We start from the raw sequence: 19,286 nt of genomic DNA, 5'->3' as shown, positions 1-19,286 counted from the left end.
ATTAAGGGTATAGCGCGGATGAAGCGCCACGCGCTCGCTTGCGGCCAAAAGAAAAGGGCGCCGGATCGCTCCGGCACCCCTTCGTTACTTCATGATCGGACGACGATCAGTCGTTGGTGATGAAGTCGGGCAGGCCAGCGGCATCACCCTTGTCACCATCGTCCTTGCCGCCGTCGCGTCCACCGCGACCGCGTCCCCGGCCCCGGCCGCGACCACCTTCGCCGCGTCCGCCGCCGTCACGGTCTCCGCGCGGCTTGCGATCACCGCGATCGCCGCGCGGTTCGCGCGCCGGACGGGTATCTTCCAGCTCTTCGCCGGTTTCCTGATCGACGACGCGCATCGACAGGCGAACCTTGCCGCGCTGATCGATCTCGAGCACCTTGACCTTGACTTCCTGGCCTTCGGACAGCTCGTCGGAGACCTTTTCCACGCGCTCGTTCTTGATCTCGGAGACGTGGACAAGACCGTCCTTGCCGCCCATGAAGTTCACGAACGCACCGAAATCAACGAGGTTGACGACTTTGCCGGTGTAGATCTTGCCGACTTCGGCTTCCTCTACGATGCCTTCGATCCACTTCTTCGCGGCTTCGATCTGGCTGATGTCGGAAGACGAGATCTTGATCACGCCGTCATCGTCGATGTCGACCTTCGCGCCCGTCTCGGCAACGATCTCGCGGATCACCTTGCCGCCGGTACCGATGACGTCGCGGATCTTGGTCTTGTCGATCTGCATCGTCTCGATCCGCGGAGCGTAATCGGACAGTTCCTGACGGGTGCCGCCAAGCGCTTCGTTCATCTTGCCGAGGATGTGGGCACGGCCGTCCTTCGCCTGCGCGAGGGCGGTCTTCATAATCTCCTCGGTGATCCCGGCGACCTTGATGTCCATCTGGAGCGAGGTGATGCCCTCTTCCGTACCGGCCACCTTGAAGTCCATGTCGCCCAGATGGTCCTCGTCACCCAGAATGTCGGACAGGACGGTGAAGTCCTCGCCTTCCAGGATGAGGCCCATGGCGATGCCGGAAACGGGGCGCTTCAGCGGCACGCCCGCGTCCATCATGGCCAGCGAGCCGCCGCACACGGTCGCCATCGAGGACGAACCGTTGGACTCGGTGATGTCCGAGAGGACGCGGATCGTATAGGGGAACTCGTCCATGCTCGGCAGCACCGGGTGCAGCGCGCGCCAGGCGAGCTTGCCGTGGCCGGTCTCGCGGCGGCTGGTGAAGCCGAAGCGGCCGACTTCGCCGACCGAATAGGGCGGGAAGTTATAGTGCAGCATGAAGCGCTCGTAGCTGAGCCCTTCCAGACCGTCGATCATCTGCTCGGCATCCTTGGTGCCCAGCGTGGTGGTGCAGATCGCCTGCGTTTCACCGCGGGTGAACAGCGCCGAACCATGCGCGCGGGGCAGGAAGTGCACCATCGCCTCGATCGGACGGATCTCGGTGGTCTTGCGGCCGTCGATACGGCTGCCGTCCTTCAGGATGGCGCCGCGAACGATCTCGGCTTCCAGCTTCTTGACCATCTTGCCGGCGGTCATCTGCGTCTGGCCATCGGCCTCCGCATAATGCGCCTTCGCCTTGTCGCGCGCCGTATTGAGGGCGGCGGAGCGCTCCGACTTGTCGGTCAGCTTGTAGGCAGCGGCGATGTCATCGCCGACGATGCCGCGCAGCTCTTCCTTGATCGCGTCATTGCCATCGGTGCTCTTCAGCTCCCAGGGCTCCTTCGCGGCCTTCTCGGCCAGATCGATGATCGCGTTGATGACCGGCTTGATGTTCTCATGCGCGAACATGACGGCACCAAGCATGATGTCTTCCGAAAGCTCCTTGGCTTCGGATTCCACCATCATCACGGCATCGCCGGTGGCGGCGACGACGAGGTCCAGCTCGCCTTCTTCCTTGGTGGAAGCGATGCTGGGGTTCAGCTGATATTCGCCGTCCTGATAGCCGACGCGCGCGCCGCCGATCGGGCCCATGAAAGGCACGCCGGAAATGGTCAGCGCAGCCGAGGAAGCGATCATCGCCAGGATATCGGGCTCGGTCTCGCCATCATAAGACAGGACCTGACAGATCACGTTGATTTCGTTGTAGAAACCTTCGGGGAACAGCGGGCGCACCGGACGGTCGATGAGACGGCTGGTCAGCGTCTCCTTTTCCGTGGCGCGGCCTTCGCGCTTGAAGAAGCCGCCCGGGATGCGACCGGCGGCCGAGAACTTTTCCTGATAGTGGACGGTGAGCGGGAAGAAGTCCTGTCCTTCGCGCACCGACTTGGCGGCGGTCACGGCGCACAGCACCACGGTATCGCCGTAAGTTGCCAGCACGGCGCCGTCTGCCTGACGGGCGATGCGGCCGGTTTCCAGAGTGAGGGTCTTTCCGCCCCATTCCAGCTCTACTTTTTTCGTATCGAACATAAATTTTCCTTATGAACCCTTCCGCCCTATTGCGCGAAGGGGCCTCTTGTTCCGCACGGGTCCGGTACGGATCGGATCGGGGCCTTGATACGCCCCTATTTGGCCATCCGCCTCATTGCGGAGAGCCCCGTTCATCCCATTCGTTCGGGATTAAACGAAAACGGCCCCGCATCGCGGAGCCGTCTTGTCGTCTTACTTACGCAGACCGAGCTTCTTGATCAGATCGGCGTAGCGCTGGTCGTCCTTCTTGCGGAGATAGTCCAGCAGGCTGCGACGCTTGTTGACCATGGCCAGAAGGCCGCGACGCGAATGGTTGTCCTTGTGGTTGCTCTTGAAGTGATCGGTCAGATTGTTGATGCGCTCCGTCAGGATCGCGATCTGCACTTCGGGGGAACCGGTGTCGCCCTTTTCGCGGGCATTGTCCTTGATGACTTCCTGCTTGCGTTCTGCAGAGATCGACATGTGTATTTTCTTCCTTCGAACATCATAGATTGAAACCGCGGACGATGCGGAGCTCTCCGCCTTCGATCTGTACCAGCGCAACGGGAATGCCATCCGGCGCCCGCGCCCATGTCAAACCGTCGTCTGCGGCGATCCCGGATAGAGAACGGCCCTGGCGGACCGCCTCTGCCTCTCCGGGGGTGAGGGTGAGAGCCGGGATGTCGTCCAGCCCCGCCTCGATCGGCAAGAGTGCTTCCTCAAGCGCGGCCCCTTGGCCGAGTTCGGCCACCCTGTCCAGCGAAATCGCGGAATCCAGCGCGAAGGGACCTGCGCGCAACCTCCTTAACATGGTGACGTGGCCCACCGTATCAAGGGCGCGCGCGATATCGCGGGCGAGCGAGCGGATATAGGTGCCCTTGGAAACGTGAGCGATGAGCGTGATGGAATCGAGTGGCGCGCCCTCGTCACCGCTCATTCCCGTGCGTGCTGAGTTTGTCGAAGCCCAGTTCTCGTCCGAAAGACGTCCTTCGGCAGGCTCAGGACTTACGGTCAAAGATTCGATGGTCACGCGCCGCGTCTTCATCTCCACCTCGACACCGGCACGGGCCAGATCATAGGCTCGCTTACCATCGATCTTTAGCGCGGAATATTTCGGCGGGATCTGTTCGATCGGCCCGGTGAACCGCGGCAGCACCGCCTCGATGTCGGCAAAAGCGGGGCGCACCTCGCTGGTTGCGCTCACCTCCCCTTCCGCATCCAGCGTTTCGGTTTCGGTGCCGAAGCCGATGGTGAAGGCGTAGACCTTGCTCGCATCGAGCATGCGTCCGGCCAGCTTTGTCGCCTCGCCCAGCGCGATCGGCAGCACGCCGGTCGCCAGCGGATCAAGCGTGCCTCCGTGGCCCACCTTGCACTTGGCGTAGCCCCCTGCCCTCAGCGCGCGTTTCACCGCGCTCACGCCTTGCGTAGAACCCAGTCCCAGGGGTTTATCGAGGATCAGCCAGCCATTCACATCGCCCGCCTAGGCGAGGGGGCGCGGAGGATCAATCGATCGGCACGCGCGACTTGCTGTCGATCATCGGCGGTGCCTCGCTCGCGCGGATGCTTTCGATGCTGCAACTGCGGCTCGTGCGCGGAAAGCGTACGACCGTCAGTTTGTCGATGCGGTTGTTCGGCAGCGAGTCGAACGAGACCGGGTCCTGCCGACTGAAATTACCCTTGGTGCACCCATCGTTGAGCGCCACGCGAAACCAGCGATTGTTGTTTCGCACGAACATGATGTCGCCCTTGCCGAACAGCACTTGCGAGAGGCCGCGCGCTCCGGCGTCGATAACCGTCTCCTCGTCGGAAACGCCCGGAAGCGACTGAGCGGCAAGCGGCGCCGCAAAAGCCAGCGCGGCGCAAAGGATGAGCGGGATCGAACGGATGAACATGAAAGGCCTCTAGCCCACCACCGCTGAACCGGCGCTGACGACCTCCCGCAGCCGCTCCATGAAATGACGACGGCACAGCGCGACATAGCGCTCCTCACCGCCGATTTCGGTCTGCGCGCCCTCGCGAACCGCCTTGCCGGCGGCATCCACGCGCAGGTTCATCGTCGCCTTGCGCCCGCATTCGCACACGGCTTTGAGCTCAATAAGCGCATCGGCAATGCCGAGCAGCGCGGCCGCGCCGGGAAACAGCTGCGCCTGGAAATCGGTGCGCAGGCCGTAACAGAGCACGGGAATATTCTCCTCGTCCGCCAGCCGCGCGCATTGAAACACCTGATCTCCCGTCAGGAACTGTGCCTCGTCGATCAGGAGGCAGGCAATCCGCTCCTCTCCGTGCTGACGCATCACCGCATCGTACAGATCGGTGCCCGCATGGAAGCGATGCGCATCGCTGGAAAGCCCGATCCGGCTGCTGATTGCGCCGAAGCCCGGCCGGTCGTCGATCGCCGCCGTCCACAGCATCACCGCCATGCCGCGCTCCTGATAATTGAACGCAGTCTGCAGCAACGTGGTGGATTTGCCCGCGTTCATGGAGGCGTAGTAGAAATAAAGCTTGGCCATAGGACGCTGGCCTATCGCAATTCGCGCCGTCCGCGAAGGGACCTTCAATCTTCGGAAGGTTCGTCCTCGTCCAGATCTTGCGCTACCTTGGGATCGCGCAGCAGCGAGTCGATATGATCGCCCTCGTCGAAGCTTTCGTCCGGCAGGAATTTCAGGTCCGCAGCATATTTCATGCGCACGCGCTTGGCGACTTCGCCCTTGAGATAGCCCGCATGTTCGCGCAGCGCCTTGTGCACGTCTTCCTCATGCTGGCCGAGCAGCGGTTTGAAGAACACGGTGGCGTGGCGCAAATCGGGCGACATGCGCACCTCGGTAATCGAGATGGTGAGACCGTCCAGCCGGGGATCGTGCACATCGCCGCGCTGCAACAGCTCGCTCAGAATGTGACGCACCTGCTCGCCGACCCGCAACGTGCGGATCGAGCGACCTTCGGGACTGGTGTCGTTATATTTGGCCATCGTTGATTGGAGCCCATGGGCGGGGATCGAACCCGCCAAACCTCAATGAGATACTGAGGCCTCCGCCGACCGGATCAGGACCCGCTAACTCCTTACAGCGTGCGTTCGCGCTCTTCGACCTCGAACACCTCGAGCGTGTCGCCCGGTTTGATGTCGTTGGTGTCTTCCAGCACCACGCCGCATTCGAGACCCGCACGGACCTCCGCGACATCGTCCTTGAAGCGACGGAGCGAGGCGATGACGGTCTTCGACACGATGACATCGTTGCGCGTGAGGCGCGAGCGCAGACCCTTTTTGAGGAAGCCGTCGGTGACTAGCAGACCTGCCGCCTTGTCGCGCTTGCCCGCAGGGAAGACTTCCTTCACCTCGGCGCGGCCGACCACGGTTTCGATGATCTCCGGACCCAGCTCGCCGGCCATTTCCTTACGGATATCGTCGGTGAGATCGTAGATCACGTCGAAATATTTGAACCGGATCTTCTCACGCTCGGCAATCTGACGTGCCTTGGCGTTGGGACGCACGTGGAAGCCGATGATCGGCGCGCCCGATGCGGCCGCCAGCGTCACGTCGCTCTCCGTAATCCCGCCGACGCCCTGATGCAGGATGCGCACCTTGATGTCGTCGGTGGAGATCTTGTTGAGCGCCTGGACGATCGCCTGCGCGGTGCCCTGCACGTCCGCCTTCACTACCACCGGATATTCGATCGCGGCGTCAGCGCCCATGGCCGAGAACATGTTCTCCAGCGATGTCGGCGCCTGCGTGGTGCGCTGCTTGCGGGCCTGTTCGGAACGATAGGTGGCGACTTCACGCGCACGCTGCTCGTTCTCGACCACGGTAAGCATGTCGCCCGCATTGGGCACACCGGACAGGCCGAGCACCTCGACGGGCACGGACGGACCGGCTTCCTTCACCTGCTTGCCCTGATCGTTGATCAGCGCACGGACTTTGCCGCTCTCGCCGCCGACCACGAAGGTATCGCCACGCTTCAGCGTTCCGCGCTTCACCAGCACGGTGGCAACGGCGCCGCGACCCTTGTCGAGCTTGGCTTCCACCACCACGCCTTCGGCATCGCGGTCCGGACGGGCCTTCAGTTCGAGCAGTTCGGCCTGAAGCGCCAGCTTCTCGAGCAGATCGTCGAGACCGGTCTTCTTCAGCGCAGACACTTCGACGTCCTGCACTTCGCCGCCCATATCTTCGACGATCACCTCATGCTCCAGCAGGCGCTCGCGCACCTTCTGGGGGTTGGCGCCTTCCTTATCGACCTTGTTGATCGCCACGATCATCGGCACATCCGCCGACTTCGCGTGATTGATCGCCTCGATCGTCTGCGGCATCAGCCCGTCATCCGCCGCGACCACCAGGATCACGATGTCGGTGACGTTCGCGCCGCGGGCACGCATTTCGGTGAACGCTTCATGGCCCGGCGTATCGAGGAAGGTGATCACGTCACCGCCCTTGGTCTTCACCTGATAGGCGCCGATGTGCTGCGTGATGCCACCGGCCTCGCCGGATGCGACGCTCGCGCCGCGAATGGCGTCGAGCAGACTGGTCTTGCCGTGATCGACATGCCCCATGACCGTGACGACCGGCGAACGCGGCTTCAGCGTCTCTTCCGGATCGATATCGGTTTCGGTGTCGATCTCGACATCGGATTCGGACACGCGCTTGATCTTGTGGCCGAACTCTTCGACCAGCAATTCTGCGGTATCCTGATCGATGGTCTGATTGACCGTCACCATCAGGTCCATCGTGAACAGCGCCTTCACCAGATCCGCGCCCTTTTCGGCCATACGGTTGGCGAGCTCCTGCACGGTGATCGCTTCCGGCACCACGACTTCGCGGCTCTGCTTGGGCTGCGCCTCGCGCTTGCGGCCCGTCATCTGGGCACGCTTTTCCTTCTCGCGGGCACGCTTCAGCGCGGCGAGCGAACGGGCACGGGCACCATCGTCCTCGTTGAGCGCCGTCTTGACCGACAGCTTGCCCGAACGGCGACGATCGTCCTGCGGGGTCTTGGCACCGCGCGCAGGCTTCTTTTCTTTCTCGACACGCGGCGCGCGCTCAGGGCGTTCGACCGGGGTGAACCGGCGCGGCGGCGGGGCGTCGCTGGTAGTTTTGATCACAGCGGGCTTCGCTTCGGCGGCGGGCGCTTCTTCGGCCTGCGCGGCCTCAGGCTGCGCAGCGGCTTCCGGCGCTTTCTGCTCCGGTTCGGGCGCAGGCGCCGGCTCGGCGGCAGCCTTTTCCTCGGCGAGGCGGTTTTCCTCGGCGCGGCGGCGTTCTTCTTCCAGCGCCTTGGCCTTAGCCTCTTCCTCGCGACGGCGGGCTTCTTCGGCCTGCGCAAGGCGGGCTTCCTCGGCCTCGCGCAGCAGCTTTGCCTGCCGTTCCTGACGGGTCAGATTGTCCATCGGAGCCGGACGCGGCGCAGGGGCCGGAGTCGGCGCGGGCTTCGGAGCAGCCTTGGGCGCAGCGGGGGCGGGCGGCGGCGGGGGCGGCGGATTGAGCGCCTCTTCCTTCGCCTTGTCGGCAGCGGCAGCCTGGCCGGGCTTGCCAACCAGCTTCTTGCGCTTGACCTCAACCTCGACCTTATGGGTCCGGCCATGGCTGAAGCGCTGTTCGACCTGGCCCGCATCGACCGACCTCTTCAGGGTCAGCGGCTTGCGGCTCAGTTTCGGCTTGTCTTGGGTTTCTTCACTCATCGAACAGCAGTCTTCCTAAGGTCTTCGTCATCTGTCACAGCATCGTCCGTCCCGGCAACGGGGCCGGCACCGATACTGCATCCGGTATAATTTAGCCAGCGGGCGAGATGTTGCAGGACGCGTGCTGCGGCCTTCTCCCCCAAAATCGCGGCATGGACCGCATTTTCACGCCCCAATGCCATAGATAGGGCCTCTCGGTCCACCGGCAAGGCGATTCCGCCTTCACCGCTTCCCTCACGGTCCATTCCCACGCGCCAGGCCTGGTCCAGCTTGCGCTTTCCGTCGGGCTTTGCGTCCGAGCTATGGAGCAACAAAGAGACAAGCCCGCCGCGCGCGCGCTCGGCAATCTTTTCGGAGCCCGTCAGCAGGTTGGACGCACGCGCCTCCAGGCCGAGCCGATCGAGCGTCGCCTGGCGCAGCTGCGTATCGATCCACTCGGGCAGATTGTCCGGCACTGTAATACCGCCAGTTTTGAAGGCGCGGGCGAGCGCACCCTTCATGCGGCCCTTTTCGATCGCTTGCTCCAGCTCGGCGCGGGACACGCCGATCCACGCGCCGCGACCCGGGGCCTTGGCGTGAATATCGGGCGCAAGCTCCCCATCGGGCGAAACCGCGAGCCGGATCAGCAGATGCTGCGGCGCGCGATCGCCCGAAAGGATGCAGCGGCGGACAGGAACATGCGTGCCCCGCCCTTTGCCCGTGCCTTCGGTATCTAGGCGTTCGTCGCCCGTATCATTGGGAGGCTTCCGCATCGGCGGCCTCCGCTTCTTCTGCGGGCGCGGCGTTTGCGGCCACACCCTCATCTTCATCCTCGAACCAATGGGCACGGGCGGCCATGATGATCTCATTGCCCTGCTCTTCGGTGAGGCTGTAGCTGGCGAGGATGCCCGGCTTCACCTCAGTGCGGCGGCGATCGCTGTTGGAACGGCGCGGTTCCTGGCGCGGCTTGAAGATCAGCTCGTCGGTTGCGAGATCCGCCAGATCGTCGAGCGTCTTGATGCCCGCCTTGCCCAGCGTCACCAGCATGCCTTCGGTCAGGATCGGCAGTTCGGCCAGATCGTCCTCGACGCCCAGTTCGCGGCGTTCGGCGCGTGCGGTTTCCTCGCGGCGCTCCAGCGCTTCCAGCGCGCGGCTCTGCAGCTCCTCGGCCAGCTCTTCGTCGAAGCCTTCAATGCCGGAAATTTCTTCCAACGCGACATAGGCCACTTCTTCCAGCTCGCTGAAGCCTTCGGCCACCAGCAGCTGCGAGAGCGTTTCGTCGACGTCCAGCTCTTCCTGGAACATCTCGGTGCGTTCGGCGAATTCCTTCTGCCGCTTCTCCGAGCTTTCTTCCTCGGTCATGATGTCGATGCCGTGGCCGGTCAGCTGGCTGGCGAGACGAACATTCTGGCCGCGGCGGCCGATGGCGAGCGACAGCTGATCGTCAGGCACAACGACCTCGATACGGGTCTCTTCCTCGTCGATCACCACGCGGCTGACCGTGGCCGGCTGCAGCGCATTGACTACGAAGGTCGCGGTGTCTTCGGACCAGGGGATGATGTCGATCTTTTCGCCCTGCATTTCCTGCACGACGGCCTGCACGCGGCTGCCCTTCATGCCCACGCAGGCACCGACCGGATCGATCGATCCGTCATAGCTGATCACGCCGATCTTGGCGCGGCTGCCCGGATCGCGCGCGGCGGCCTTGATCTCGATGATGCCGTCGTAGATTTCCGGCACTTCCTGCGCGAACAGCTTCTTCATGAAGTCGGGATGCGCGCGGCTGAGCAGGATCTGCGGCCCGCGATTTTCGCGCTGCACCTTCAGGATCAGCGAACGGATGCGATCGCCGGTGCGCACCATTTCGCGCGGGATCTGCTGATCGCGGCGGATGACGCCCTCTGCGCGGCCGAGATCGACCACGATATGGCCAAACTCGACGGACTTCACGACGCCGGTAATGATCTCGCCCGCGCGGTCCTTGAACTCTTCATACTGCCGCTCGCGCTCGGCATCGCGGACCTTCTGGAAGATCACCTGCTTGGCCGACTGCGCATCGATGCGGCCAAGATCGACCGGCGGCAGCGGATCGACGATGAAATCGCCGACGCTGGCATCCTTCTGCAGCTTCTGGGCCTGCTTCAGGTCGACTTCCTTGAAATAGTCCTCGACATCCTCGACCACCTCAACGACGCGCCACAGCTGCAGATCGCCGGTGTTGGTATCCAGCTTGGCGCGAATGTCGTTCTCGGCGCCGTAACGCGAGCGCGCGGCGCGCTGGATCGCTTCCTCGAGCGCTTCGACGACGATCGCCTTGTCGATCATCTTCTCCTGCGCCACCGAATTGGCGATCGCGAGCAGTTCTGCCTTGTTGGCGGAAATCGGGCTGGCCATGGTCTTCTCTCTTCGACTTTCTATTCGTTCTATCATCCCGCGCGCATCGGCGCACGGATTATAAACTCAGTTTTCGCTCTCGTCCTCGATCTCTACGATCTCGTCCGCGCCGTCCGTTTCGATCGGCTGCGTCGCATCGATCAGCCGATCCGTCAGGATCAGCTTGGCCGAATGCAGATGGGCGGGATCGAACAGCAGCTTTCCGGACTTGCGGTCCTCGATCGCCACCATGCCGTCTTCCACGCCGATCAGATCGCCGCGCAGCTGTTTGCGGCCATCGACGCCGACGGTGAGATTCACCCGCGCCTCATGCCCCGCCCAATCGGAAAAATCCTTGAGGCGGGTGAGCGGCCGGTCGATCCCGGGCGAGCTTACCTCGAGCCGGTAAGCCCCGTCGATCGGGTCCTTGCCCTGCTCTTCCAGCGCATCGAACTTTTCCGACAGGCGGCGCGAGAGATCGGCGCAATCGTCGATGCCGAGCTGGCGCGTATCGGGCCGTTCGGCCATCACCTGCAGCGTGCGTTCGTCCCCGCCGAGCCAGGCAACGCGCACCAGATCGAATCCCAGAGCTTCGGCTTCGGGGGCGATGAGGGCAGTCAGGGCTTCGAGATCGGGCATGCGGCTCCTAATAATTCCATGGTTCCGTTCGAACAGGCAAAGCCGGTCGCCGCCGCGCTCTCCGGGAGAGGCGGCCCCGCAATCGTCTTCGCAATGTCGGGAACGGACAAGGATATAGATCGGTGCCGGGCGCGATGCAACCGCGAAAGCGCGCGGGGCGTTAGTGTCTCCTACTCCACGGGCTTTATCCAAGCCTTCGAACAGACCAGGGTATACCGATGAAAATTTCCATGATTGGCGCCGCCCTTCCCTTCACGCTCGCCCTGTCGCTCGCTGGCTGCAACGGATCGAACGACAAGGCTGTGGCGAACGATAGCGCCACGCAAAGCGCAGACCCGCTGAATAGCCAGAGCATGGGACGCCCGTTCGAGGAAACCGAGGTCGCGAAGTTCGATGAACCCTGGGCGATGAGCTTTTTGCCCGATGATCGTCTGCTGGTGACCGAGAAACGGGGCGTATTGAAAATCGTCGACGTGCTTACCGGCAAGATCGGGACCGTCAGCGGCGCGCCCACCGTGGATTATGGCGGCCAGGGCGGCCTTGGCGATGTCGTGACCGGGCCGAACTTCCGGGCCGACAAGATGATCTATCTCAGCTGGATCGAGGCCGGCAAAGGCGATACCCGCGGTGCGGTTGTCGGTCGCGGCCGGCTGAATTGCACGCAGCCGCTCGCCTGTTCGCTGGACGGGCTGAGCGTGATCTGGCGGCAGGATCCGAAGGTTACGGGTCGCGGCCATTATTCGCACCGCATCGCCTTTTCGCCCGACGGCCAATATATGTTCGTCTCGTCCGGTGAGCGCCAGAAGAAGGATCCGGCCCAGGACCTGTCCAACAATCTTGGTTCGGTGCTTCGCCTGAACCCCGACGGCACCGTGCCGGCAGACAATCCCTTCGCCGAACGTGGCGGCGTGTCCGCACAGATATGGTCCTACGGCCACCGCAATATCCTGGGCCTAGCCTTTGCGCCCAACGGCAATCTCTGGGAGAGCGAGATGGGCCCCAAGGGCGGCGATGAGGTCAACCTTATCAAGCGCGGCAAGAATTACGGTTGGCCCAATGCGTCGAACGGCATCAATTATGATGGATCGAACATCCCAGATCACAAGCCCGGCGATGGCTATGAACCGCCGGAAGCATTCTGGACACCGTCCATCTCGCCCGCAAACCTGATCTACTACACCGGCAGCCTGTTTCCGGAATGGCAGGACTCGCTGTTACTGGGCGGGCTATCGGGTGAAACGCTGATCCGGCTGAAGGTGGACGATCAGGATGTGTCGAAGGCGGACCAGTGGGACATGGGTTTCCGTGTCCGCGCGCTCGCACAGGGTCCGCAGGGTGCGGTCTGGGTGCTCGAAGACGGATCTAACGGACGGCTGATCAAGCTGACGCCGATCGATCACGGGCATGGCGAGAGCTGAGGAGCGTATGAAACTGTCGGAAGAAGCTGGAGCGGGCGGCGGGAATCGAACCCGCACGATCAGCATGGGAAGCTGACAGGCTACCACTACATCACGCCCGCAACGCCGCCTCCAATAGCCGTGCACCTGCGCGGTGACAAGCAATAGCGCGCGGTATTGTTCGGCCTCTCAACGGCAGGCACCCCACCCCATGCCGCCGCGGTTCGCCTGATCGAAATGGAAATGGTTCGCGTGCGCACTGTTGTAATCGGGCGAGAGCACGGTTGCGAACAGATCGCACGCGCCATCACGCACCGCGCGCAGGAAAGCCTGTTGATCCTCCGTGCCGCCGTTCCAGTCATCTAGGACGCTCACCGTCTTCCCATCCTCGGTTGTGAAGCTGGCGATATCGATCGCGTTGCCGGTTGCGTGCTCGCTCCATTTGCCCTCCGACGCGCCATACATCCGGCGGCAGCTATAGGAACCGTAGTGCCCGATGTCGGCAATCGGCAATCCGAGATATTTGCGCGCGGCGGGCTGCACCACCTGCCATTCCCATATGGCGAGCGCACTCACCACAGGGCAGCTCGGCGCGACGGAAGCCGGGCGCAACCGCACCGTGGTGGCGCCGCCGGGTTCCGGGATCAGGCCGTCCTCCTGAACGCACTTCCCCTCTCCGCGCGGCGGCTTGACCGCATAATCGACACCCGCACGGTCAAGCAGCGCACGGCATCGCGGGAAGTCTTCGCCGAGAGCCACGAGTTTCTGGCGAGTAAAGGCACCGATCGGCTGCCCGAGATCAAGGGGTGTCCAAGGAACATCTTGCGGCCGATCCCGCACGAAAACGAAACCGGCCACGGCGAGCGCCGCCAAAATGGCCAGGACGACGAGACTGCGGACGATGGCTTTCGCGGTCCGCAGCATCGGTTCAGCGGCTGGCAGCGGTCGTGGTGCCCGAAAGATCCGACAGGAAACTGCGCACGCGCTCGGCATTCACACCCAGATCGCTCTGACCGACCTCGCTGACCGAGCGCATGTCGATAATCGATCCCTGCCCCGCCCCGGCGGGCCGCACGCGAAGCACGACATCGTCCTTGAAACGGAAGGCGGACACCGTCGCGACGGCTTCCATATGACCGCGCGCGGGATCGGCGGCCACGATGTCCCAGCCGCGATCCGTGGCGAGCCGCTCTGCCGCCTCGATCACCTGGGGCACCGGCATATCGATGCGGACCGAACGGATATCGGGATAGGCTTTCTGGTGGAGCAATGCCCAGCGCTGACGGGGCGAAAGCCCGCGCATATCCTTGTCGTCCGCGCCGGGAATCGCATCCCAATTGTCGGCGCGCAGCGTCAGCGTGGTGAACTGCGGCGGATCGGCGAGATCGGTGGAGATATCGTGGATTGCCGGCACCGACATCGCCACGCTGAGCTGATAGCCGATATAGCCGGCAAAGATCGCCGCGCTGACCGCGCCGATCAGCAGGCGCGGCATCTTGGTGCGCATTCCCTTTCGGCGTCTCCAGATGAAAACGCCGATAGCGAGCACAAGCGTAAACAGCGCCAGGAAGAAGGCGTAGCGAATCCAGGTGAGACCGACAGTGTAATCCCAAAAGCCCCAACCCGGACCGAATGAGGCGAGCAGGCCCCAAAGCCCCGCGCCCGCGCCCAGAATCAACACGATCAGACCAAAAGGATCGCGCTTGATCAGCATCGGCTTGTCATGGCCGGCTGTGCCCGTGTCACCTGCACTCGTGTCAGCGGTGGCGGTCGCCACATGCTCCGTCGTGTTCGGATCGTTGAAATCGTCGGCCATCGGCCCTGTCCCCTCTGTTCGTCCCTGTTCCAACACTAAACGCCGCTTACGGGGCAGCGGTTGCACCGGTCCGCGCGCTTGTCCGCCACCGCCGCTGCATTGGCAAGCGGCTTGTGGCGCTCTATCTGGACGCCATGCCCTATGAAGCGCCCGACCTTGCCAGCCTGAGCCCGCAGGATATCGCCCGGCTTGCCGACGGCGAAGGCCTGCCGCCGGTTCAGGACTGGCATCCCGATGCCTCTTCCGATAGCCTGATGCGGATCGATGCCGAAGGCCGCTGGTATCATGACGGCGGGCTGATCGGCCGGCCAGCCATGGTTCGCGCTTTCTCACGCCTGTTGCGCAAGGAAGCGGACGGGCGGTTCGCGTTGGTACTGCCTTATGAAAAGCAGTGGATCGAGGTGGAGGATGCGCCCTTCCAGGCAGTCGAGCTGCGCGCTGACGGCGAAGGTGAAGCAGCCAGCCTCGGCTTTCGCCTGAATACCGATGACATCGTGGTGGCGGGGCCGGGCCATGCTATCCGCATTGGCGGCACCTCCAACGATCCGCGCCTATACCTTCACGTCCGCCACGGCCTGGAAGCGCGCATTGGCCGTTCGGTCTATTACGAACTGGCTGAAATGGCGCTGGCGCAGAACCCGGACCGCCCCGGCATATGGAGCAACGGTCAGTTCTTTCCGTTGACGGCTGCCGCATGAGCCTTGCAGCAATGCTGAAACGCGCGCTCGGGACTGAAACGGCGCATGAAGATGAGGCGGATTTCGGCGCGCCCGAGGGCGGCTACCGCGAAGCCGCGGTGCTCGTGCCGGTGACGCGGCGGGAGGAGCCCGGCGTGATCCTGACCCAGCGGCCCAAATGGCTGCGCAGCCACGCTGGACAGGTCGCCTTTCCCGGCGGCAAGCTGGAGCCCGAAGATGGCGGCGATCCGATTGTTGCTGCCTTGCGCGAGGCTGAGGAAGAGCTCGCCATTCCGGCTCGCCAAGTCGACGTGATCGGCACCGCCCCGGCCTATCATTCGGGCAGCGGCTTTCGCATCGTACCGGTGATCGGCCTCGTCCCCGCCGATCTCGATCTCGTGCCGTGCGCTGACGAGGTGGCGGACTGGTTCGAGGTGCCGCTCGCCTGGCTGCTGGACCCAGCGAATGCTGAGCGCAAGACCGGCATCTGGCGCGGGGTCCCGCGTACCTATTACGATATGGACTGGCAGGGCCGCCGCATCTGGGGCGTCACCGCCGGTATCATCGCCAATCTATCGCGCGCCTTGAACGAACATGCGTAATCTTCCTGATGCCCCCTGGCGGCGCGATCCTGCTTTGCTCGCGGTGGTCGATGCGTTGAGCGACGGAGAGGAACGCCCGCGCATCGTCGGCGGCGCCGTGCGCGACAGCCTGTTGGGCCGCGAGGTGAAGGACATCGATCTCGCCACGCCGCTGCTGCCCGAAGACGTAATGCAGCGGTTGAAAGCGGCTGGCCTGAAGGCGGTGCCGACGGGCATCGACCACGGCACCGTCACCGCGGTAGCCGATAATCGTCCGTTCGAAGTGACCACCCTGCGGCGCGATGTTTCCACCGATGGCCGCCGCGCGACCGTCGCCTTCTCGACCGATTGGCGCGAGGACGCGGCCCGGCGGGATTTCACGATCAACGCGCTCTATGCCGATCCGCAAAACGGCGCGATCAGCGACTATTTCGGCGGACTGGACGATCTCGATGCGCAGCGTCTGCGCTTCATCGGCGATGCGGACCGGCGGATCGCGGAGGATCATCTGCGCATCCTGCGCTACTTCCGCTTCCTCGCGCGCTTCGGGCGCAGCGAACTGGACGCAGAGGCCTATGCGGCATGCAAAGCCGGTGCGAACAGCCTGAAGGGCCTGTCGCGCGAACGGATCGCGGACGAGCTCACCAAGCTGCTATCGCTGGACGATCCCCGCTTCGCAGTGAACGCGATGGCGCAGGGCGGCATCTTCGCGCCGATCCTGCCGGAGGTAGAGGGTCCCGCGCCGTTCGATCGTCTGGTGGCGCGCGAGCATGAGTACGGCATTGCCCCGGATCCCATGCGCCGCCTGCTCGCGCTGCTACCCGCCGATCCGGAGGTCGCAGCCACGGTCGCGGCTCGACTTAAGCTGTCGAAGCGCCAGCGCGCTGCGCTACAGAGCGCGATTGCGGCGCGCGGCGCCGCCGATTCGCGCCGCGCCGCCTACGATCACGGCCTCGATGCCGCCCGCGACGCAGCGCTGCTCTATGCCGACGATGCCGAGCTTGACGAGCGGCTGGCAGCGCTGGACGGCTGGACCCCGCCACGCTTCCCGCTGAAGGGAGCCGATCTCATCGCCCGCGGCCTCAACCCCGGCCCCGAGCTGGGGCAGCGGCTCCGCGCGATCGAAGCCCGCTGGATCGAGGAAGGCTTCCCCGATGCGGACCGCCTCGATGCGCTGGTGGCGGAGCAGCTCTGAATTCTTTCATCGTTGGCCGCTCCCTTCAATCGAAGCGATTGTCCTTGGGGAAGCCGTTGGGAGGCAGCCGGCCGGCAGCACCGCGTGCCACGCGCCAGGGCAGCAGATCGTCCTTGTCCACGGTGCGCGTGCGTTCGGTCTCGCCGCCCATCGTCCAGCTAAGGCCGTCCTCCAACCGGAAGGTGGTGGCATCGGACAAGCCGCCATCCTTGTAGCGCTGCAGCATCACGCCCTGCCCCCGCGTCATCTCCGGCATCTCGGACAGCGCGAAGACGACGAGCTTGCGGTTCTCGCCCACCGCGGCGACCTGATCGTGGCTCGCATCGATCTCGCGCACCACGCTCAGCACCGCCTTGCCCTTGGGGTTGACCACCTGGCGGCCCTTGCGGGTCTCGGCGATCAGATCGTCCATATTGGCTACAAAGCCGCGCCCACCCGACGCGGCGAGCAGCAGTCGTCCGCCTTGCCGCGCCGCCAGCACCTTCACGATCGCGTTTCCGCCGTCGATGTCCACCATCGATCCGATCGGCTCGCCGAAGCCGCGAGCGCCGGGCAGCTTGTCCGCGCCCAGCGTGTAGAAGCGCCCGCTGGCCGTGGCGACGAGCAGCTTGTCCGTCGTCTGCGCCTCGAAGGCGAAGGCAAGCTCATCGCCTTCCTTGAACTTGACGCCGGACACGTCGTTGCCATGACCCTTCATCGCCCGGATCCAGCCCCGCCGGGAGACAATCACCGTCAGCGGTTCGCGCTCGATCATGGCTTCGAGCGGCACTTCGACCGTCGCCGCGGCCTCCTCCAGCCCCGTGCGCCGTGCACCCAGCGCGGTATCCTCGGCATAGTCCTTTCGCAGCTCGGCCAGGTCCTTCTTCAGCCGCGTGCGCTGGCGCGCCGGGCTGTCGATCAGCTTCACCAGCCCCTCGCGCTCCTTGGCGAGCTGGTCCCGCTCGCGCTTCAGCTCCATCTCCTCCAGCTTGCGCAAGCTGCGCAGCCGCATGTTGAGGATCGCCTCGGCCTGCCGGTCGGAGAGCTGGAACTCCTCCATCATCACCGCCTTGGGCTCATCCTCGGTGCGGATGATCTCGATCACCCGGTCCAGGTTCAGGAAGGCGATGATGTAGCCTTCCAGGAGCTCCAGCCGCGCGTCGATCTGCTCCAGCCGGTGGCGCGATCGGCGCACCAGCACCTCGATCTGATGCGCCAGCCAGTGCCGCAGCACCTCGCCCAGCCCCATCACCATCGGGGTGTGGTTGGCATCGAGCACGTTCATGTTGAGCGAGAAGCGGTTCTCCAGATCGGTCAGGCGGAACAGCGCGTTCATCAGCTGGTCCGGATCGACCGTGCGGTTCTTGGGCTCCAGCACAATGCGGATCGCCTCGTCGCTCTCGTCGCGCACATCAGCCAGGATCGGCAGCTTGCGGTCCGCGATCAGGTTCGCGATCCCCTCGATCAGCTTGCCCTTCTGCACCTGATAGGGGATCTCGGTCACCACCGCCTGCCAGGCGCCGCGCTCCAGCTTCTCGATCTCGAAGCGTGCGCGCACGCGGAAGGAGCCGCGGCCCGTCTCGTATGCCGCCGCGATGCTCGCCGCGCTGTCTACCAGCACGCCACCGGTCGCGAAGTCGGGGCCCTTCACGATCTCCATCAGCTGCGCATGGCTCGCATCCGGCTGATCGATCAGCAGCGTCGCGGCGTCGATGATCTCGTGGACGTTGTGGCTGGGGATGGACGTCGCCATGCCTACCGCGATGCCCGCCGCGCCGTTAGCCAGCAGGTTGGGGAACAGGCCGGGCATCACCTCCGGCTCCTCATCCTCCCCATTGTAGGTGGGCCGGAAGTCGGTGCCGTTCTCGTTCAGGCCGGCCATCAGCTGCATGGCCGTCTTGGTCAGCCGCGCCTCGGTGTACCGGTACGCCGCGGCGTTATCGCCGTCGATATTGCCGAAATTGCCCTGCCCGTCGACGAGCGGATAGCGCAGCGAGAAGGTCTGGGCGAGCCGCACCATCGCGTCATAGACCGACTGGTCGCCATGCGGGTGGTACTTGCCGATGACATCGCCCACCACGCGCGCGCACTTCTTGTACCCCTGCGCCGGATCGAGCCGCAGCAGCCGCATCGCCCAAAGGAGGCGGCGGTGCACCGGCTTCAGCCCATCGCGCAGATCGGGCAGCGAGCGCGCGGTGATGGTGGACATGGCATAGACCAGATAGCGCTCCGACAGCGCGGCATCGAACGGCGCGTCGACGATCTGGTCGAACTCGTCCTTGGGGCTCTCGGTCGTGCTGTCCTCGCTCATGGCGCCGCGCGATAGCAGCGTGGGAGCCGAAGGGACAGACCGCGAACGGCGAAAGCTGTGGAAACCGCCCGCGAGGGGCCAGCTTCACACCGCTTCACACTGTCCAGAGCGGAAAACCCGCGGGGGCGAAAAACGGCGTACAAAGACGCTGGATCGACAGTAGAAAGAGCAGGCTTTGCTATACTGGAAAGGGCACAGTGTAGGACAGCGTTACTTGATGCCCTGCTCTCAACTACCTGCATGGATGTGATTGCCTTCGACACAACCGTCTTTTATCCAAAGCAAATCGAAGGGG

17 protein-coding genes and 1 tRNA gene are annotated in these 19,286 nt (G+C 64.1%); 4 read left to right on the top strand and 14 right to left on the bottom strand.

Annotated features, from left to right (window positions below; translation table 11 throughout):
- Positions 1-106 precede the first annotated feature (106 nt).
- The 10 genes from pnp to rimP all read right to left on the bottom strand — a co-directional run bounded on the left by pnp (position 107) and on the right by rimP (position 11,035).
- Positions 107-2,404 carry a polyribonucleotide nucleotidyltransferase gene (pnp, locus tag H7X45_RS01100; protein WP_187335745.1) on the bottom strand — a complete coding sequence of 766 codons (2,298 nt, stop codon included), beginning with the start codon at positions 2,402-2,404 and terminating at the stop codon, positions 107-109.
- Positions 2,405-2,596: 192 nt separating this feature from the next.
- A complete protein-coding gene (rpsO, locus tag H7X45_RS01095; protein WP_187335744.1) occupies positions 2,597-2,866 on the bottom strand; it encodes a 30S ribosomal protein S15 in 270 nt (89 codons plus the stop codon).
- A 22-nt stretch (positions 2,867-2,888) separates the two neighbouring features.
- Entirely contained in the window at positions 2,889-3,854 is a 966-nt protein-coding gene (truB, locus tag H7X45_RS01090; protein WP_187335743.1) for a tRNA pseudouridine(55) synthase TruB, read from the bottom strand.
- A 31-nt stretch (positions 3,855-3,885) separates the two neighbouring features.
- On the bottom strand, positions 3,886-4,275 hold the full coding sequence (locus tag H7X45_RS01085) for a hypothetical protein (RefSeq protein WP_187335742.1): 390 nt from the start codon (positions 4,273-4,275) through the stop codon (positions 3,886-3,888).
- A 9-nt stretch (positions 4,276-4,284) separates the two neighbouring features.
- The gene (locus H7X45_RS01080) at positions 4,285-4,893 is read right to left on the bottom strand and encodes a thymidine kinase (RefSeq protein WP_187335741.1); all 609 of its coding nucleotides are present in this window, start codon (positions 4,891-4,893) and stop codon (positions 4,285-4,287) included.
- 44 nt (positions 4,894-4,937) lie between these two features.
- Positions 4,938-5,351, bottom strand: coding sequence for a 30S ribosome-binding factor RbfA (gene rbfA, locus H7X45_RS01075; RefSeq protein ID WP_187335740.1), 414 nt, complete (start codon positions 5,349-5,351; stop codon positions 4,938-4,940).
- A 92-nt stretch (positions 5,352-5,443) separates the two neighbouring features.
- A complete protein-coding gene (infB, locus tag H7X45_RS01070; protein ID WP_187335739.1) occupies positions 5,444-8,044 on the bottom strand; it encodes a translation initiation factor IF-2 in 2,601 nt (866 codons plus the stop codon).
- Positions 8,041-8,796, bottom strand: coding sequence for a DUF448 domain-containing protein (locus H7X45_RS01065; RefSeq protein WP_187335738.1), 756 nt, complete (start codon positions 8,794-8,796; stop codon positions 8,041-8,043). The genes infB and H7X45_RS01065 overlap by 4 nt, the downstream gene beginning before the upstream one ends.
- Entirely contained in the window at positions 8,777-10,417 is a 1,641-nt protein-coding gene (gene nusA, locus H7X45_RS01060) for a transcription termination factor NusA (protein WP_187335737.1), read from the bottom strand. The genes H7X45_RS01065 and nusA overlap by 20 nt, the downstream gene beginning before the upstream one ends.
- Positions 10,418-10,483: 66 nt before the next feature.
- On the bottom strand, positions 10,484-11,035 hold the full coding sequence (rimP, locus tag H7X45_RS01055; protein WP_187335736.1) for a ribosome maturation protein RimP: 552 nt from the start codon (positions 11,033-11,035) through the stop codon (positions 10,484-10,486).
- A 218-nt stretch (positions 11,036-11,253) separates the two neighbouring features.
- Between rimP and H7X45_RS01050 the strand changes: the two genes are divergently transcribed.
- Positions 11,254-12,453 carry a PQQ-dependent sugar dehydrogenase gene (locus H7X45_RS01050; protein WP_187335735.1) on the top strand — a complete coding sequence of 400 codons (1,200 nt, stop codon included), beginning with the start codon at positions 11,254-11,256 and terminating at the stop codon, positions 12,451-12,453.
- 27 nt (positions 12,454-12,480) lie between these two features.
- On the opposite strand, the gene H7X45_RS01045 is transcribed toward H7X45_RS01050, so the two are convergent.
- From H7X45_RS01045 to H7X45_RS01035, 3 genes are all read right to left on the bottom strand, one after another.
- Positions 12,481-12,554: transfer RNA gene (locus H7X45_RS01045), tRNA-Gly, on the bottom strand.
- 67 nt (positions 12,555-12,621) lie between these two features.
- On the bottom strand, positions 12,622-13,353 hold the full coding sequence (locus H7X45_RS01040) for an extensin-like domain-containing protein (protein ID WP_425498186.1): 732 nt from the start codon (positions 13,351-13,353) through the stop codon (positions 12,622-12,624).
- 7 nt (positions 13,354-13,360) lie between these two features.
- A complete protein-coding gene (locus H7X45_RS01035; protein ID WP_187335733.1) occupies positions 13,361-14,248 on the bottom strand; it encodes a DUF1499 domain-containing protein in 888 nt (295 codons plus the stop codon).
- Positions 14,249-14,382: 134 nt separating this feature from the next.
- On the opposite strand from H7X45_RS01035, the gene H7X45_RS01030 reads away from it, so the two are divergent.
- From H7X45_RS01030 to H7X45_RS01020, 3 genes are read left to right on the top strand one after another with little or no spacing between them, the layout of a single operon-like run.
- The gene (locus tag H7X45_RS01030; RefSeq protein WP_187336918.1) at positions 14,383-14,946 is read left to right on the top strand and encodes a DUF1285 domain-containing protein; all 564 of its coding nucleotides are present in this window, start codon (positions 14,383-14,385) and stop codon (positions 14,944-14,946) included.
- Positions 14,943-15,527, top strand: coding sequence for a CoA pyrophosphatase (locus tag H7X45_RS01025; protein ID WP_187335732.1), 585 nt, complete (start codon positions 14,943-14,945; stop codon positions 15,525-15,527). The genes H7X45_RS01030 and H7X45_RS01025 overlap by 4 nt, the downstream gene beginning before the upstream one ends.
- Entirely contained in the window at positions 15,520-16,701 is a 1,182-nt protein-coding gene (locus H7X45_RS01020; RefSeq protein ID WP_187335731.1) for a CCA tRNA nucleotidyltransferase, read from the top strand. Before H7X45_RS01025 ends, H7X45_RS01020 begins: the two co-directional genes overlap by 8 nt.
- A gap of 25 nt (positions 16,702-16,726) precedes the next feature.
- Here H7X45_RS01020 and parC read toward each other — a convergent pair whose 3' ends face one another.
- Positions 16,727-18,991 carry a DNA topoisomerase IV subunit A gene (parC, locus tag H7X45_RS01015; RefSeq protein ID WP_187335730.1) on the bottom strand — a complete coding sequence of 755 codons (2,265 nt, stop codon included), beginning with the start codon at positions 18,989-18,991 and terminating at the stop codon, positions 16,727-16,729.
- Between the last annotated feature and the right edge of the window lie 295 nt (positions 18,992-19,286).

Origin of the sequence: Novosphingopyxis iocasae (genome assembly GCF_014334095.1) — a bacterium.
Lineage (GTDB): Bacteria > Pseudomonadota > Alphaproteobacteria > Sphingomonadales > Sphingomonadaceae > Novosphingopyxis > Novosphingopyxis iocasae.
Note: the sequence above shows the minus strand (reverse complement) of the source record. Positions and strands in the feature narration are given on the sequence as shown.

Coding starts and splice junctions, on each gene's coding strand:
- H7X45_RS01085 (WP_187335742.1), bottom strand. CDS start 4,275: ATGTTCATCCGTTCGATCCCGCTCATCCTTTGCGCCGCGCTGGCTTTT.
- H7X45_RS01025 (WP_187335732.1), top strand. CDS start 14,943: ATGAGCCTTGCAGCAATGCTGAAACGCGCGCTCGGGACTGAAACGGCG.
- H7X45_RS01020 (WP_187335731.1), top strand. CDS start 15,520: ATGCGTAATCTTCCTGATGCCCCCTGGCGGCGCGATCCTGCTTTGCTC.
- H7X45_RS01035 (WP_187335733.1), bottom strand. CDS start 14,248: ATGGCCGACGATTTCAACGATCCGAACACGACGGAGCATGTGGCGACC.
- nusA (WP_187335737.1), bottom strand. CDS start 10,417: ATGGCCAGCCCGATTTCCGCCAACAAGGCAGAACTGCTCGCGATCGCC.
- parC (WP_187335730.1), bottom strand. CDS start 18,991: ATGAGCGAGGACAGCACGACCGAGAGCCCCAAGGACGAGTTCGACCAG.
- rimP (WP_187335736.1), bottom strand. CDS start 11,035: ATGCCCGATCTCGAAGCCCTGACTGCCCTCATCGCCCCCGAAGCCGAA.
- H7X45_RS01050 (WP_187335735.1), top strand. CDS start 11,254: ATGAAAATTTCCATGATTGGCGCCGCCCTTCCCTTCACGCTCGCCCTG.
- H7X45_RS01080 (WP_187335741.1), bottom strand. CDS start 4,893: ATGGCCAAGCTTTATTTCTACTACGCCTCCATGAACGCGGGCAAATCC.
- H7X45_RS01030 (WP_187336918.1), top strand. CDS start 14,383: ATGCCCTATGAAGCGCCCGACCTTGCCAGCCTGAGCCCGCAGGATATC.
- H7X45_RS01065 (WP_187335738.1), bottom strand. CDS start 8,796: ATGCGGAAGCCTCCCAATGATACGGGCGACGAACGCCTAGATACCGAA.
- rbfA (WP_187335740.1), bottom strand. CDS start 5,351: ATGGCCAAATATAACGACACCAGTCCCGAAGGTCGCTCGATCCGCACG.
- infB (WP_187335739.1), bottom strand. CDS start 8,044: ATGAGTGAAGAAACCCAAGACAAGCCGAAACTGAGCCGCAAGCCGCTG.
- pnp (WP_187335745.1), bottom strand. CDS start 2,404: ATGTTCGATACGAAAAAAGTAGAGCTGGAATGGGGCGGAAAGACCCTC.
- rpsO (WP_187335744.1), bottom strand. CDS start 2,866: ATGTCGATCTCTGCAGAACGCAAGCAGGAAGTCATCAAGGACAATGCC.